This is a genomic window from Plantactinospora veratri (assembly GCF_036421995.1).
Taxonomy (GTDB): domain Bacteria; phylum Actinomycetota; class Actinomycetes; order Mycobacteriales; family Micromonosporaceae; genus Plantactinospora; species Plantactinospora veratri.
In genome coordinates this window covers 81572-96123 of record NZ_JAZGQL010000008.1, presented here as the reverse complement: position 1 = coordinate 96123, position 14552 = coordinate 81572, and the positions used below count along the sequence as shown (strand labels likewise).

16 protein-coding genes are annotated in these 14552 nt (G+C 72.8%); 8 read left to right on the top strand and 8 right to left on the bottom strand.

Annotation, left to right across the window (positions count from 1 at the left end; genetic code table 11):
• Position 1 precedes the first annotated feature (1 nt).
• Entirely contained in the window at positions 2-262 is a 261-nt protein-coding gene (locus V1634_RS12620; protein ID WP_107259179.1) for a hypothetical protein, read from the bottom strand.
• A 236-nt stretch (positions 263-498) separates the two neighbouring features.
• Positions 499-900 carry a PIN domain-containing protein gene (locus tag V1634_RS12615; RefSeq protein ID WP_331207960.1) on the bottom strand — a complete coding sequence of 134 codons (402 nt, stop codon included), beginning with the start codon at positions 898-900 and terminating at the stop codon, positions 499-501.
• Positions 901-1012: 112 nt separating this feature from the next.
• Here V1634_RS12615 and V1634_RS12610 point away from each other — a divergent pair, with 112 nt between their 5' ends.
• The 3 genes from V1634_RS12610 (at position 1013) to V1634_RS12600 (ending at position 4286) form a co-directional block, all read left to right on the top strand.
• Positions 1013-3580: an ATP-dependent Clp protease ATP-binding subunit gene (locus V1634_RS12610; protein WP_331207959.1), complete on the top strand. Its 2568-nt coding sequence runs from the start codon at positions 1013-1015 to the stop codon at positions 3578-3580.
• Positions 3581-3771: 191 nt separating this feature from the next.
• Entirely contained in the window at positions 3772-3936 is a 165-nt protein-coding gene (locus V1634_RS12605) for a hypothetical protein (protein WP_331207958.1), read from the top strand.
• Positions 3936-4286, top strand: coding sequence for a DUF3140 domain-containing protein (locus V1634_RS12600; RefSeq protein ID WP_331207957.1), 351 nt, complete (start codon positions 3936-3938; stop codon positions 4284-4286). The genes V1634_RS12605 and V1634_RS12600 overlap by 1 nt, the downstream gene beginning before the upstream one ends.
• Before the next feature lie 71 nt (positions 4287-4357).
• On the opposite strand, the gene V1634_RS12595 is transcribed toward V1634_RS12600, so the two are convergent.
• The gene (locus V1634_RS12595) at positions 4358-4594 is read right to left on the bottom strand and encodes a hypothetical protein (RefSeq protein WP_331207956.1); all 237 of its coding nucleotides are present in this window, start codon (positions 4592-4594) and stop codon (positions 4358-4360) included.
• A gap of 375 nt (positions 4595-4969) precedes the next feature.
• On the opposite strand from V1634_RS12595, the gene V1634_RS12590 reads away from it, so the two are divergent.
• Positions 4970-6235: an MFS transporter gene (locus tag V1634_RS12590; RefSeq protein ID WP_331207955.1), complete on the top strand. Its 1266-nt coding sequence runs from the start codon at positions 4970-4972 to the stop codon at positions 6233-6235.
• A gap of 78 nt (positions 6236-6313) precedes the next feature.
• Here V1634_RS12590 and V1634_RS12585 read toward each other — a convergent pair whose 3' ends face one another.
• From V1634_RS12585 to V1634_RS12575, 3 genes are all read right to left on the bottom strand, one after another.
• A complete protein-coding gene (locus tag V1634_RS12585) occupies positions 6314-7285 on the bottom strand; it encodes a LysR family transcriptional regulator (RefSeq protein ID WP_331207954.1) in 972 nt (323 codons plus the stop codon).
• 94 nt (positions 7286-7379) lie between these two features.
• Positions 7380-8060 carry a ThuA domain-containing protein gene (locus V1634_RS12580; protein ID WP_331207953.1) on the bottom strand — a complete coding sequence of 227 codons (681 nt, stop codon included), beginning with the start codon at positions 8058-8060 and terminating at the stop codon, positions 7380-7382.
• An 85-nt stretch (positions 8061-8145) separates the two neighbouring features.
• Complete coding sequence (locus V1634_RS12575) at positions 8146-8805, bottom strand: hemerythrin domain-containing protein (RefSeq protein WP_331207952.1); 660 nt, start codon at positions 8803-8805, stop codon at positions 8146-8148.
• A 155-nt stretch (positions 8806-8960) separates the two neighbouring features.
• Between V1634_RS12575 and V1634_RS12570 the strand changes: the two genes are divergently transcribed.
• Together V1634_RS12570 and V1634_RS12565 are read left to right on the top strand one after the other, a co-directional pair.
• On the top strand, positions 8961-10289 hold the full coding sequence (locus tag V1634_RS12570; protein WP_331207951.1) for a M20/M25/M40 family metallo-hydrolase: 1329 nt from the start codon (positions 8961-8963) through the stop codon (positions 10287-10289).
• Positions 10290-10466: 177 nt separating this feature from the next.
• Complete coding sequence (locus V1634_RS12565) at positions 10467-11135, top strand: hypothetical protein (RefSeq protein WP_331207950.1); 669 nt, start codon at positions 10467-10469, stop codon at positions 11133-11135.
• A gap of 7 nt (positions 11136-11142) precedes the next feature.
• On the opposite strand, the gene V1634_RS12560 is transcribed toward V1634_RS12565, so the two are convergent.
• The gene (locus tag V1634_RS12560) at positions 11143-11334 is read right to left on the bottom strand and encodes a DUF5703 family protein (RefSeq protein WP_101366076.1); all 192 of its coding nucleotides are present in this window, start codon (positions 11332-11334) and stop codon (positions 11143-11145) included.
• Between the two features lie 78 nt (positions 11335-11412).
• Positions 11413-12384, bottom strand: coding sequence for an aldo/keto reductase (locus tag V1634_RS12555; protein WP_331207949.1), 972 nt, complete (start codon positions 12382-12384; stop codon positions 11413-11415).
• 181 nt (positions 12385-12565) lie between these two features.
• Here V1634_RS12555 and V1634_RS12550 point away from each other — a divergent pair, with 181 nt between their 5' ends.
• Positions 12566-13618, top strand: a complete 1053-nt coding sequence (locus V1634_RS12550; RefSeq protein ID WP_331207948.1) for an LLM class F420-dependent oxidoreductase — start codon at positions 12566-12568, stop codon at positions 13616-13618.
• A gap of 64 nt (positions 13619-13682) precedes the next feature.
• Positions 13683-14516, top strand: a complete 834-nt coding sequence (locus tag V1634_RS12545) for an undecaprenyl-diphosphate phosphatase (protein ID WP_331207947.1) — start codon at positions 13683-13685, stop codon at positions 14514-14516.
• The last annotated feature ends 36 nt before the right edge of the window (positions 14517-14552 follow it).

The following is a 14552-nucleotide window of genomic DNA, read 5'->3' as shown; positions in this document are numbered from 1 at the left end:
TCTACAGCGTCGAGACGTAGAGCTGGGCGTGTTCGACGGCGGCGAGGGTCGCGGCGAGGCACTCCTCCAGCTCCTGGGCGGCCTGCGACAGCGACGCCTGCGCCGCGTCGACAGTGGAGTGTCCACTCCCCTCCAGCGCCCCGGCCAGGGTCTGCTGGGCCTCGGCGAGCTTGTCGCTGGCGGCCTGTACCGCGGCCTGGCCGTCGCCGATCTGCTGTAGTGCGGCGTCGATGGCCGCTTTCAGCTCGGCGACACTCGCCACGGCGAAACCTCCTGGGGGCGGGAAGGCTCTAATTAGAGCTTATCCCGATCAGCGCGCTGCGGCGCCCTGGGCGTTTGCTGCCCCGCTGTCCGTTCCCAGGTGGTCCCGCCGGACCGGGGCACCCGCCCCGCTTCCTCCCACTTTGTGTCACCGAACGATTACTCAGTCGGATCTCCGACAGTTGTCTGGCGGCCACCGGCGAGCCCAGCACGCCGCAACTTCCAGGCCGTCCGGGGTCAGTTCTCCGTCACCGGCTCCGGCGGCGAGGTCAACCAGCGCGGTCCGCGTACCTGCGCACCGAGCGCGGTGACGCGGTCCCGCAGCGCCCGGTCGGCGGTGACCACCACGCAGCTCCGGCCGGTGCCCTCCGCACCGACCAGGTCGACGATGGCGTCGTCGCCGGAGCCCTCCGCGGCGACCACCCGGACGCCCTCGGCCGGCTCCACCCGGCGCGCCGCACCCTCCACCACCAGCACCACCGCCACCGGCGGGGCCAGCCCGGGCAGGCCGTGCCGGGCGATCGGGGCGAGCCGGTCCCGCAACCGTGCCGTCGCCCCGGCCCGGTCCCGCCACCAGCCGTCCGGACGGGAACCCACCACGTTGGCGGCGTCCACGACGAGGAGAGGTTCGACTGCCACCCGCCCAGCCTGCCACCACAGCCGCCCCACCTGTGGTTAGGGCGCGTTTGTCGGGCCTTCCGCCGGGTAGCCGAGGTGACGCCAGTGCCCGCGCCCGTGAGGGGGACAAGAGATGACGCAGGGACCCGGCGACTTCGGCCCCGATCCGTGGGACGAGTTCCTCGCCCGCTACTTCGGCCGGGGAGAAAGCCGCCGGCAGGGGCAGCGGGTCGACATCACCAGGCTGATGACCGCGGACGCCCGGGAGATGCTCGCGGACGCGGCACGCCGGGCGGCACAGGCGAACAGCAGCGACCTGGACACCGACCACCTGCTCTGGGCCGCACTGCAACGGGAACCCCTGCGCGACCTGCTCAGCCGGGCCGGTGCCGACCCGGAGGCGCTGCTCGGGGCGCTCGGCGGCGAGCAGCGGGTGGAGCGGCCGGCCAAGCACGGCCAGGTGCCGTCGAACATGTCCCTCACCCCGGCGGCCAAGCGGGCGCTGCTCGACGCGCACCAGCTCTCCCGGGCGATGGGCGCCTCGTACATCGGGCCGGAACACATCCTGATGGCCCTGCCACTGAACCCCGAGTCGCCGGCCGGCCGGATGCTGGCGGCGGGCCGGATCCAGCCGCAGTCGTTGCAGGCGGCCAGCGCCAGCGGCGGCGGGAACGGCGGCGCCAAGCCGGACCGGGGCACCCCGACCCTCGACCAGTACGGCCAGGACCTCACCGACCTGGCCCAGGCCGACGGGATCGACCCGGTGATCGGCCGGATGGACGAGATCGAGCAGGCGGTGGAGATCCTGTCCCGGCGTACCAAGAACAACCCGGTGCTGATCGGCGAGGCCGGGGTCGGCAAGACCGCGATCGTCGAGGGGCTCGCCGAGCGGATCTGCGACGGTGACGTGCCGCAGACGCTGATCGGCAAGCGGGTGGTCCAACTCGACCTCGCCGGCCTGGTCGCCGGCACCCGCTACCGGGGCGACTTCGAGGAGCGGCTGAAGAAGGTCATCGACGAGATCCGGGCACACGGCGACGAGCTGATCATCTTCCTGGACGAGCTGCACACCCTGGTCGGCGCGGGCGGAGCCGGTGCCGAGGGCGGGATGGACGCCAGCAACATGCTCAAGCCGGCGCTGGCCCGCGGCGACATGCGGGTGATCGGCGCGACGACGCTGAACGAGTACCGCCGGCACATCGAGAAGGACGCCGCGCTGGCCCGGCGGTTCCAGCCGGTACTGGTGCCGGAGCCCACCGTGGACGACACCGTCGCCATCCTGCGCGGGCTGCGGGACCGCTACGAGGCGCACCACCAGGTCCGGTTCACCGACGAGGCACTGGTCGCCGCCGCCGAACTCTCCGACCGGTACGTCACCGACCGGTTCCTGCCGGACAAGGCCATCGACCTGCTCGACCAGGCCGGTGCCCGGGTGCGGCTGCGTACCCGGACGCCGGCCGGGGACGTCCGGGAGCTGGAACGGGAGCTGGAGGAGGTACGCCGGGAGAAGGACCAGGCGGTCGCCGACGAACAGTACGAGCGCGCCTCCGAACTGCGCGACCGGCTCCAGGAGATCCGCGAGCGGCTGCACGTGGCGAACGGCAACGGCGACCAGCCGGCGGTGCCCGAGGTGGGGCCGCAGGAGATAGCCGAGGTGGTCTCCCGGGCCACCGGCATCCCGGTCAGCCAGCTCACCGAGGAGGAACGGGACCGGCTGCTCCGGCTGGAGGGGCACCTGCACGAGCGGGTGGTCGGCCAGGACGACGCGGTGAGCGCGGTCGCCGAGGCGGTACGGCGGTCCCGTACCGGGCTGGCCGACCCGGACCGGCCGATGGGCAGCTTCCTCTTCCTCGGCCCTACCGGGGTCGGCAAGACCGAGCTGGCCCGGGCGCTGGCCGAGGCGCTCTTCGGCGAGCAGGACCGGATGGTCCGGCTGGACATGAGCGAGTTCCAGGAGCGGCACACGGTGAGCCGGCTGGTCGGTGCCCCGCCCGGGTACGTCGGCTACGAGGAGGCGGGTCAGCTCACCGAGGCGGTCCGGCGCCGCCCGTACGCGGTGGTGCTGCTGGACGAGATCGAGAAGGCGCACCCGGACGTCTTCAACATCCTGTTGCAGGTACTCGACGACGGGCGGCTCACCGACAGCCAGGGCCGGACGGTGAACTTCCGGAACAGCGTACTGATCATGACCAGCAACCTCGGCTCCGAGCTGATCACCGGTACCCAGCGCAGCGTCGGTTTCGGCGGCGGAGCGGAAAACGCCGCCGAGGAGGAGAACAGCGAGCTGCGGGACCGGCTGATGCGCCGGTTGCAGGAGCAGTTCCGTCCCGAGTTCCTGAACCGGATCGACGAGGTGATCATCTTCCGTCGGCTGGAGGCGCAGCAGCTTCGGCAGATCACCGAGCTGCTGCTGAACGAGACCCGCCGGCGGCTGCACGCCCAGGACATCGGGGTCGAGTTCACCACGGAGGGGGTGGACTGGATCGCCGAGCACGGCTACGAACCGCAGTTCGGCGCCCGGCCGCTGCGCCGGACGATCCAGCGGGAGGTCGACAACCGCCTCTCCCGGATGCTGCTGGACGGGACCGTGGAGCCGGGGCAGCGGGTCACGGTCGGCGCCGTGGACGGCCAGTTGACCTTCGACGTGTCGGCGGAGCGGCCCGGCGGACGCAGCCCGGCCACCGCCACGCACCGCCGATGAGCCGACGGCCGGCCGGCGGCTCGCCCGGAGCGCGGACCTGCCGGGCCGGTGGGCCCGGCCGGAAACCGCGCCCGCTGGCCGGCAGCCTGGGACCCGCGCCCAGCCACCGCACCGGACTCCCGATGACCGCAGACCCGGACCCGCCGGTACGACCCGCCGGCCGGGGTCCGGGACGAGAGGAGGAGAACGACGTGAGCCAGCCCGAGGAGAACCGCGAGAAGAGCGCGAAGACCGACGCGGTACTGCGACCGCCGGCCGCCGGAGGCCCGGCGCGTCCCCAGCCGCCGCGGGGGAACCGGAACCGTACCGAGGAGGAGCCGGACCGAACCGCGTCGCCGTCGGCGGAGGAGGCGTGATGGCGCGGCAGCAACGGGTGGAGCCGGAGGTGGAGCAGCTGTGGCAGGACTTCCACAGCTGCGTCAACGTCACCTCGGAGCAGCTTCGTAGCTGGCTGCTGACCCAGGGCTCCGGCGAGCAGGCGTTCGGCGCCGACCCGGATCTCGGACTGCCGGAACCCGGCCGGCAGATCCTCAAAATCCTGGGCAAGCGCAAGGTCGACCTGACCGACGGCGACATCCAGTTGATGCGGGAGACGGTCGGGGAGATCCAGGACCTGATCGACACCCGACCGCCGAACGGCGCGACCGACGAGCAGTGGCGGCGGGCCCTGCTGGACCTCGGCCACGACCCGCTGATCGAGCGGTAGTCGGTACGACCCGACCGACCACGCCGGTCGCCCTCACACGGAGACCGGCGCGGTGGGTCGTGCCGGGCGGACTACGCGCCGCCGATCGACGGCACGTTCAGTCCGGCCGCGTCGGCGGCGTCGGCCCGCTCGGTGCGCAGCGCCTCCTCCCGGGCCAGCAGCGCCGCGTACTCGGCGATGTCCTCGGGACTCGGCAGCGCCGGTACCCGGCGAAGGAACGCCTCCACGTCGCGGGAGGCGGCGGTGTGCGCGGCGGCGATCCGGCGTACGGTCTCCCGGTCGTCCTCGGGCGGGATCATGTCGGTCATGCCGGTACCGGTACCCGCTCCCGGCCGCTTCGCACCAGTCCGTCGCAGGTGGCGGTGCCGATCGCGGCCGGTCGGGCCGTACGCCGTCCGGCCCGGAACCGGACGGCGCACGGTGGCGGGTGCCCCGCCGACCGGGGGTCAGTCCCGCCGGCCGGGGCGATGTCGACGGCCGCCTCGGTACCGGTGGTTCTGGGTCGGGCAGGGCATCGTCAAGGTATCCGGCCACGATCGACCGGGGTATATCCCGACTAGCTCATACCGCCCCCTGCCGGTGGGCCGGACGGATCTTCCGCTCCGTGCCGGCGCCTCGTAATCTTGGGCGCCCGATCGAACCGTCGACGCGCAGCGTGCACCGCAGGCCGCCGAGGAGCCCCCTTGCCCGTCACCCGCCCCGCCCGGCGGCCGGTGGTCCTGCTGGCCTACGCCGCCTTCGTCCTGGTCGGCCTGAGCGCCGGGGTCGGCGGCGTGCTGCTGCCGGCCCAGATCGACGACTACGGGGTCGACAAGGCCACCATCGGGATCACCTTCTTCACCTTCTCCGCCGGCTTCCTACTGGCCGGAATCACCACCGGCGGCCTGATCCACCGCCTCGGTACCCGGGCCGCGCTGGCCGTCGGCGGCGGGGCCTTCGTGCTCGCCGCCCTCTACACGGCGCTCCGGCCGCCGTTCCTGGCCCTGGTGGCCGTCCAGGTGCTCGCCGGCTACGGCATCGGGGTACTGGAGTCGGTACTCAACGCCCACCTCAGCGAGTTGCCCGGGGCGACGACACTGTTGAACCGGCTGCACGCGTTCTTCGGCGTCGGTGCGCTGCTCGCACCCGCGCTGGCCGCCTGGATGCTGCGCTCGCTGCCGTGGACGGCGGTGTGGCTGGTACTGGCCCTGGCCGGACTGCCGCTGGTCCTCGGCTTCCTCTGGGCGTACCCGCGTGGGCGCGGCCCGGACCACGGCCCGGCGCCGACGGCCGCCGACGGTGCCGAGGCGGTCGACGGCGGTGCGGTGGCGGTCGACGGCCCGCCGCCCGGCGGTGCCGCTCCGCCCGATCGTCCCGGCAGCGGCGGACTGCTGGGCGCGGCGCTGCGGCAGCCGGCGGTGGTACTGGCCGCGGTCTTCCTCGCCGTCTACGTCGGACTCGAGATCAGCGTCGGCAACTGGGGCTTCAGCCTGCTGGTCGACGGCTACGACCAGTCGACGGTGCTGGCCGGCTACGCGGTCAGCGGCTACTGGCTGGGCCTGACCGCCGGACGCTTCCTGATCAGTCCGCTGGCCACCCGGGCCGGCCTCACTCCGGCGGCCACCAGCGCCGGCTGCCTGCTCGGGGTCACGGCCAGTGCCCTGCTCGCCTGGGCGGTGCCGGTCGCGGCGGTGGCGAGCGTCGCACTGGTACTGCTCGGCTTCTTCCTCGGGCCGCTCTTCCCGACCGCGATGGCGATGGTGCCCCGGTTGACCGCCAGCCGTCTGGTGCCGACCGCGATCGGTGTGCTGAACGGGGTCTCGGTGATCGGCGGGGCGGTCTTCCCCTGGCTGGCCGGCGCCATCGCCCAGCGGGTGGGTGTCTGGACCCTGCTGCCGTTCGCCCTGGCCCTGGCGGTCGGCCAGCTCGGGATCTGGTGGCGGCTGACCCGGCGGGTCGCCCCCGGCTGACCTGCCCGGCCGGTACCGGCCGACGGGCCGGCCGCCAGGCGTCACGTGGCGGCCAGGCGGTCCGGCGGCGGCCGGCGGTCAGGCGGCGGCCAGGTCCTGCGGGCCGAAGTTCGGGTTCCGGGCCAACCAGGCGAGGTAGTTCGGGTTGCGGGACAGCGAGTCGGTGTAGGCGGCGATGGCGTGCCCGAGCACCCGGTCGGCGATGCCGGCCGCCGGGGCGTCCGGGTGCCAGCCGAGCAGCAGCCGCCAGCGCAGCGGTGTGTTCGCCAGCGGGCGGGTGACCAGCCCGGAGACCGGCCGGAAGGTGGCCTGGGCGAGCGCGATCGCCTCGCCCGCCTCCACCAGGTCGATGCAGCTGCGGATGTCGGTCTCGTAGATCTTCGCCGGGGTGAAGCCGGCCCGGGCGCAGGCCGCCACGAAGCAGTCGGCGAAGCAGCCGTCTCCGGGTGCCGCCGCCCAGCGCTCCCCGGCGAGCGCCGCCAGGTGCACCTCGTCGTTGGCGGCCAGCGGATGCGCCTCCGGCAGCAGTACGAAGACGGCGTCCATCGCCACGGCCCGCCAGGTCAGCCCGAACTCCGCCGACGGTACGGCGTCGCCGCAGACCCCGGAGAGCACGAAGTCGAGCCGGCCACTGAGCACCATCTGGGCCAGCTCGTCCACCGACCAGGACGCGTGGGTGCTGATCTGCGCGTGTGGCTGGTCGGCGGCGAGCCGGTGCACCAGTCCACCGAGGATCGGACTGTTCACGCCGCCGAACCGGAACCGGGTCATCGTGGTGCCGGTACCGGCCAACCGGGCCGCCTCGTCCTGCAACCCCTTCATCGCGGGCAGCAGCACCCGGGCCCGGGCCAGCACCAGCTCACCCAGCGCGGTCGGTCGGGCGCCGCGTCGATCCCGCTCGAACAGCGGGCCGCCGAGAGTCCGCTCGATGCGCTGGAGCTGTGCGGTGAGCGCGGGCTGTGCCAGGCCCAGGGTCGAGGCCGCCTTCGTCACGCTGCCCGTCTCCGCGATCGCGCAGACCACCTTGAGGTGCCGCAGCTCCAGGTTCATAGCGTGACGGTAGGACCCGAAAGGGATTCACGGCTAGACCTTTGACTAGTGAAAGATCCCCCAAAGGAAACCCAAACTGCAACCGAACGGACACCTAATTCTGACGGGCGGCCCAGAGCATGCCCCGTTCGGTGATCGTCCGGATCGGTGGCAGGGTCAGGTCGTCGAGCTTGTGCCCGACCGTCGAGACGAAGACCCGGCCCGCGCCCCAGGACCTGGTCCAGACCGCCGGCAGGGTGACCGACCGGTCCCACGGGGTACGCTCCGCCGCCCTCACCTCCGCAACCGGCTCCGGCTCGAACGTCACCGTCGCGAGTACGTCGTTGAGCGGATCGGTCAGCACCCAGTACTTCTCGGTGTGCAGCCGTACCGTCCCGATGCCACGGACAATCGGATGGTCGGCCCGCTCCGGCAGCACCGTCAGCTCGTGGTCGAGGAAGCCCGGCGGATGGTGCACGAAGACGCCGCCGGTGAGCTGGTGATAGGCGTTGTGGTGGAAGGCGCCGACGATCCCGCCGTGCCAGCCGGCGAACCCGGTACCGGCCCGGACCGCCGCGATCAGCCCGGCCGCCTGCTCGTCGCTGACCGTCCCGATCGACCAGCACTGCACCACCAGGTCGGCGGCGGCCATCCGGTCCGGGTCGGCGTAGACGGACAGGTCGTCGTGGACCTCCACCGTGAAGCCCGCGTCCCGGAGGAACGGCAGGAACACCTCCGTCGCGGCCACCGGGACGTGCCCCTCCCAGCCGCCCCGGACCACCAACGCGTCTCGCACCGCCGCACCTCCGTCCGGTAACGCAGCCCGGCCCGACGCGGGGTCCGCGCCGGGCCGAGCAGGATCATGCCATTCCGCCGGAGGTTCAGGTCGCCGCCGGGGGAGTCGCCGTGGCCGCCGGTGGCGTCAGGTCCTCGGCGTACGTCGGCCGGCCGCTCACCGCGTCGCGTACCTTGTCGACCACGCCGAGCGCGGGTTCGACCACCCGGTTCCACGGCGGCGTCGTCGGGGCGTCCGGGTGCGGCCGGGTCGGCGCGGCCTCCTCGGCGATCTCCACCCGGTTGCCGAGCCGGATCAGTTCGGCGGCACTGGCCGCCGCCCGCAGCGCCGGGAAGATCTCCGTCGACGCGGTCGACGCGTGCCGGCGGAGCTGCCCGGTGACCTCGTCGGCGAGTTCGGCGAACCGGGGCTCGGTCGGCGTGACCTGCGCGAGTTCCCGCAGCGTACGCAGCACGTCGGTGTCCGCCGCCAGCTCCCGGTCGGCCAGCGGTCCACCGTCGGGCAGGGCGCTGCGCACTGTCGGGTAGAGGTACTGCTCCTCGCCGGAGAGATGCCGGGCGACGGTCGCGGTCAGCACCTCGGCGACCTGGCTGCGCCGCTCCGGCGCGATCTCCCCGGTCAGCTCCCCGCAGAGTGCCGCGATCTGGTCGTGTTCCTCGGCGAGCAGTTCCACCATGCTGCGCCCGCCGGGCCGGTAGTCCTCCTCGTCACCGGTCGGGGGCAGCGGCGGCAGTGGCACGCTCACGGTTGGCCTCCTCACTCCAGGTCCGCCGGTCCGGTCCATCCATCGACCGGCGCTGTTCGGCGGACACCCGCAGGTACCCGCCGGCCCAGATGGCGAAACCCGACACCGGGTGGGGGCGGGACGCGCGGAGCCGCCCGGCTGGTATGAAGAACCGCATGACTAGCGAGTCCGCGTCCACCCACCCGAGCGCCGCCGACGAGGTCGTCGAACTCTGCCGGGACCTGCTCCGGATCGACAGCAGCAACACCGGCGACCCCGAGACCACGGTCGGGGAACGGGCCGCCGCGGAGTACGTGGCGGGCAAGCTCGCCGAGGTCGGCGTCGAGTCCCAGCTGCGCGAGTCCGCGCCCGGCCGGACCAGCCTGGTGGCCCGGATCCCCGGCACCGACCCGGGCCGGGGCGCGCTGCTGGTGCACGGGCACCTGGACGTCGTACCGGCCGACGCGAGCGAGTGGTCGGTGCACCCCTTCTCCGGCGAGATCGCCGACGGCTACCTCTGGGGCCGGGGCGCCATCGACATGAAGGACTTCGACGCGATGGTCCTCGCGGTGGTGCGCCAATGGCAGCGCACCGGGGTACGCCCGCCCCGCGACCTGGTGCTCGCCTTCACCGCCGACGAGGAGGCCGGCGGCGAGTACGGCGCGCACTTCCTGGTCGAACGCCATCCCGAGCTGCTGGAGGGCGCCACCGAGGCGATCGGCGAGGTCGGCGGCTTCTCCTACACGGTCAGCCCGGACCTGCGGCTCTATCTCATCGAGACCGCCGAGAAGGGCCTGGAGTGGCTGCGGCTGCACGCCCGGGGTCGCCCCGGACACGGCTCCATGGTGCACGACGACAACGCGGTCACCGCGCTGGCCGAGGCGGTGGCCCGGGTCGGCCGGCACCGCTTCCCGATCGTGGTCACCCCGACCGTACGGGCGTTCCTGGAGCAGGTCTCCGAGGCGCTCGGCATCGAACTCGACCCGGACGACCCGGAGCTGGCGATCGCCAAGCTGGGGCCGATCGCCAACCTGATCGGCGCGACGGTCCGGAACACCGCCAACCCGACCCGGCTGGCCGCCGGCTACAAGGACAACGTGATCCCGAGCCGGGCCAGCGCCACCATCGACTGCCGGAGCCTGCCCGGCCAGTCCGAGCTGCTGATGGAGCAGTTGCGCGAGGTGATCGGGCCGGACATCGAGATCGAGCACGTCCAGCGGCAGCCGGCGCTGGAGACAAGTTTCGACGGCGACCTGGTCGACGCGATGGCGGCGGCGTTGCGGGCCGAGGACCCGGGCGCCCGGCCGGTGCCGTACATGCTCTCCGGCGGCACCGACGCCAAGGCCTTCGCCAAGCTCGGCATCCGCTGTTTCGGCTTCGCGCCGCTGCGGCTGCCGGCCGATCTGAACTTTTCCGCGCTCTTCCACGGCATCGACGAGCGGGTGCCGGTCGACGGACTACAGTTCGGCGTGCGGGTGCTCGACCGGTTCCTCCGGCAGAGCTGACCACCCGTCCGCCTGGCACATCCGGCGGCACTCGTCTACGGTTCCCCGGTTGATCCATCTACTTCCGGTTCCACCCAGTCCCGGTCCACCCAGCCCCGGCCGCGTCGGCGTATCGACTCTCCGCCCGCGCCGGGCTCGGCGGGCCGGTGACATCGCAGCGAAGGGACAGGCCACACCATGACCGACCAGCACGCCGAGCTGGACGCCGCCCTGGAGCGGGTCATCGAGACCGCCCGGGCGCACCTCGCCGCCGTCCGGGCCGCCGAGGGCCGGATCGACGACGACGCCGTCTGGCAGGCGTACGTCGAGCTCAACAACGCGTCGTACGAGTACGACGAGCAACTGCTCGACGCCTTCGGCGAGGTCACGCCGTGGGACGTGGAGGCGATCGACCCGGACGAGGCGGACGAGCGCTTCGGGGTGGGTCTGGGCGGTGTCGACGGCGCCGAGCCGAGCGACCCGCACCCGCTGGTCCTCTCGGTACGCCACCGGCGCGACTACCGGGTGCCGAGCGTCGCCGCCCTGCTCCGGGTGGCCCAGGCCGCCCGGCGGGCCGCCGTTCCGGAGGACGAGGAGTCGCCGGTGGTGGAGGGTGTCGGCGAGGCCGTGCTGGAGCTGTTGCAGACCGGGGACGGGTCGCTCGGCGCCCTGGACATCCCGGAGCTGGAGCCGCTGGACGGCGTGGTGATGGTCAGCGAGGTATCCGTCCCGCTCGACCTGGAGTCCTTCGACGACGAGGACAGCAGCGGACCGTTCACGCCGGGGGCCGACGACCGGCTCGTCGGTCGGCTGGACGAGCACCCGTTCCTGTCGGACGCCGACGAGGAGACCGAGCGGGCCCGGTAGGGGTGGTTCAGTAGGAGAGGCCCGGTTGCGACTGGTTGGCCACCCGGCGGCGCAGCACCACCTGTCGGGTGCCGTCACGGAACAGTCGCACCCGGGCCAGCTCCCAGCCGGAGAACTCGGCCTGGATCGCCAGTTGCGCCATTGCGGTCTTCCGGTCGACATTCGGCGGTAACCGCAATGGCGCGTATTCGTAGTCCATGTCCTCTATCCTGCCCACGCTCGCGGGGCGACACCAGTCCTTCCCCGCGGGTGTGGCGTGCGGTGTCCCCCTCCGGGGTCAGCTGTCCCGTTCCGGGTAGCCGACCGGGACGGCCGAGACGTCGTCGAGGGCCCGGGTGATCTCCAGCGGCAGCGTCATCCGCTCCACCTGGAGCGCGCCGAGCAGTTGCCCCACGGTGCGGGCGCCGAGGATCGGCGCGACCACTCCGGGCCGGTCCCGGACCCAGGCCAGCGCCACCTCCAGCGGTGACACGCCCAGGCCGCCGGCCGCGGTCGCCACCGCCTCCACGATGCTGGAGCAGCGCGGCTCCAGGTAGCGGGCGACGAAGGGTTCGAAGTGCGCCGAGGCGGCCCGGGAGTCGGCCGGGCGGCCGTGCCGGTACTTCCCGGTCAGCACCCCGCGACCCAGCGGTGACCAGGGCAGCACGCCGAGCCCGAGTTCCTCGCAGGCGGGCAGCAGCTCCCGCTCGATGCCGCGCTCGAGCAGTGAATACTCCACCTGGGCGGCGACCACCGGCGTCCGGCCGGGGAACGCCGCCTGCCAGGTGGCGGCCCGGGCGGTCTGCCAGCCGGAGAAGTTGGAGACGCCGACGTACCGGACCCGGCCGCTGGTCACCGCGTGGTCCAGCGCGCCCAGCGTCTCCTCCAGCGGGGTGGCCGGGTCGTAGCCGTGCACCTGCCACAGGTCGACGTGGTCGGTGCCGAGCCGGCGCAGCGAGGCGTCCAGGGTGCGCAGCAGGTGGCCCCGGGAGGTGTCCCGGCGGCGGCCGGGACCGGGCCGCAGCCCCGCCTTGGTGGCGATCAGCAGGTCGTCCCGGGGGACCAGGGTGCCGAGCAGCGAGCCGATCACCGCCTCGGCGTCACCGTCGCCGTAGACGTCGGCCGTGTCGACGATGTTGCCCCCGGCGTCCAGGTAACTCTTCAGTTGGGCGGCAGCGTCGTCCGCATCGGTGTCCCGACCCCAGGTCATGGTGCCGAGCGCGAGCCGGGAAACCGCCAGCCCGCTTCGGCCGAGCGGTCGCTGTTGCATGGTTGAACCTTATTCAGAACATCGCTCCGCCGATATCCTCGCTCCCGCCATCCCGTTGCGGGTCGAGAGGTACAAAAACGACGCCCAGGCACGGGTCCGGCATCGGCGGGTCAGCGGAGGGCGGTCCGGGGTCATTGCGTACCCTGATGCGACTTGCGCCACGGATGGGGGAGAAGAAGCAGTGCGACTCGGGCTCAGCCTCGGATACCAGACGGCGTGGAGTACTCCGGCGGACCATCTCGCCCTCGCCCGCGAGGCGGACCGGCTCGGCTACTCGGTGGTCTGGGCGGCGGAGGCGTACGGCTCGGACTCGCCCAGCATGCTCGCCTGGCTGGCCGGGCAGACCGAGCGGATCGACGTCGGCTCGGCGGTGATGCAGATCCCGGCGCGCAGCCCGGCGGCGACCGCGATGACCGCCGCCACCATCGACGCGGTCTCCGGCGGCCGGTTCCGACTCGGTCTCGGCGTCTCCGGCCCGCAGGTTTCGGAGGGCTGGCACGGGGTGCGCTTCGCCAAGCCGCTGGCCCGGACCCGGGAGTACGTCGACATCGTCAAGCTGGCCATCGCCCGCAAGCCGGTGGAGTACGACGGCGTGCACTACCGTCTGCCGCTGCCGGACGGCCCCGGCAAGGCGCTCCGGCTCGGCTTCCATCCGCCGCGCGAGGAGATCCCGATCTACCTGGCCGCGGTCGGGCCGAAGAACCTCGAACTCGCCGGTGAGATCGCCGACGGCTGGCTGGCGATCTTCTACGCCCCGGAGTTCGCCGCCGAGCAGCTCGGCGCGGTGACCGCCGGGCGGGCGAAGGTCGGCAAGGAACTCGCCGGCTTCGACGTGGTGCCGAGCGTGCCGGTGGTGGTCGGTGACGACGTCGCCGCCTGCGCCGAACTGGTCCGCTGGTACGCCGCGCTCTACGTCGGCGGGATGGGCAGCCGCGAGCAGAACTTCTACAACCAGCTCGCCACCCGGATGGGCTACGGCGACGCCGCCCGCGAGGTGCAGGACCTCTACCTGGCGAAGCGGCAGCGCGACGCGGCTGCGGCCGTACCGCTGGAGTTCATCGACCGCACCTCCCTGCTCGGCCCGAAGGAGCGGATCGCCGACCGGATGCGCGAGTACGCCGCTGCCGGCGTCACCACGCTCTCGCTGACCCTCTTCGTCGCCGACGCGGAGAGCGGGATCGAGACCCTGCGTACCTGCGCCGAGGCGCTGGACCTCGCCGGGGTCGGCGAGTGAGCGGGCGCGGCGAGCACGGGCCGGCGGCGCGGCGGCGGGGTACGGGGACGAGCGGGGTGCGCGGGTGAGCTGGATCGAGGCAATCGTCCTGGGGATCGTCCAGGGCCTCACCGAGTTCCTGCCGGTCAGTTCGTCGGGTCATCTGCGGATCACCTCGGCGATCTTCTTCGACCAGGACGCCGGGGCGTCGTTCACCGCGGTCACCCAGCTCGGCACCGAGGCGGCCGTGCTGCTCTACTTCGCCAAGGACATCTGGCGGATCACCCGGGTCTGGGTGGTCGGGATCTGGGACTCCTCGGTCCGGTCGAGTCTCGACTACCGGATGGGCTGGTACGTGATCATCGGCTCGATCCCGATCGGCGTCTTCGGCTTCCTCTTCAAGGACCAGATCCGGACGGCGGCCCGGAACCTGTGGCTGGTCGCCACCACGTTGATCGTCTTCGCCTTCGTGCTCGCCTTCGCCGAGTACTGGGGCCGGCAGACCCGCCGGCTGGAGAACTTCACCATGCGGGACGGCATCGTGATGGGCTTCGCCCAGGCGATGGCGCTGATCCCCGGGGTGTCCCGGTCCGGCGGCACGCTGACCGCCGGGCTCTTCCTCAACCTGACCCGCGAGGCGGCGGCCCGGTACTCGTTCCTGCTGGCCATCCCGGCGGTGGTGATGTCCGGGGTCTTCAGCCTTCCCGACGTCTTCGACACCAGCGGCGGCGGCTCGATCCCGACCCCGGCGCAGATGATCGTGGCCACGGTGATCGCCTTCGGGGTCGGCTACGCCGCCATCGCCTGGCTGCTGCGCTATGTCGCGCACCACACCCTCTACGTCTTCGTCCTCTACCGGGTGGCGCTGGGCAGCCTGGTCCTGGCCCTGCTGCTGACCGGTACGATCAGCGCCACCTGACCCACCCCCGCCGACGGCTGCCGGCGGCCGGACCGC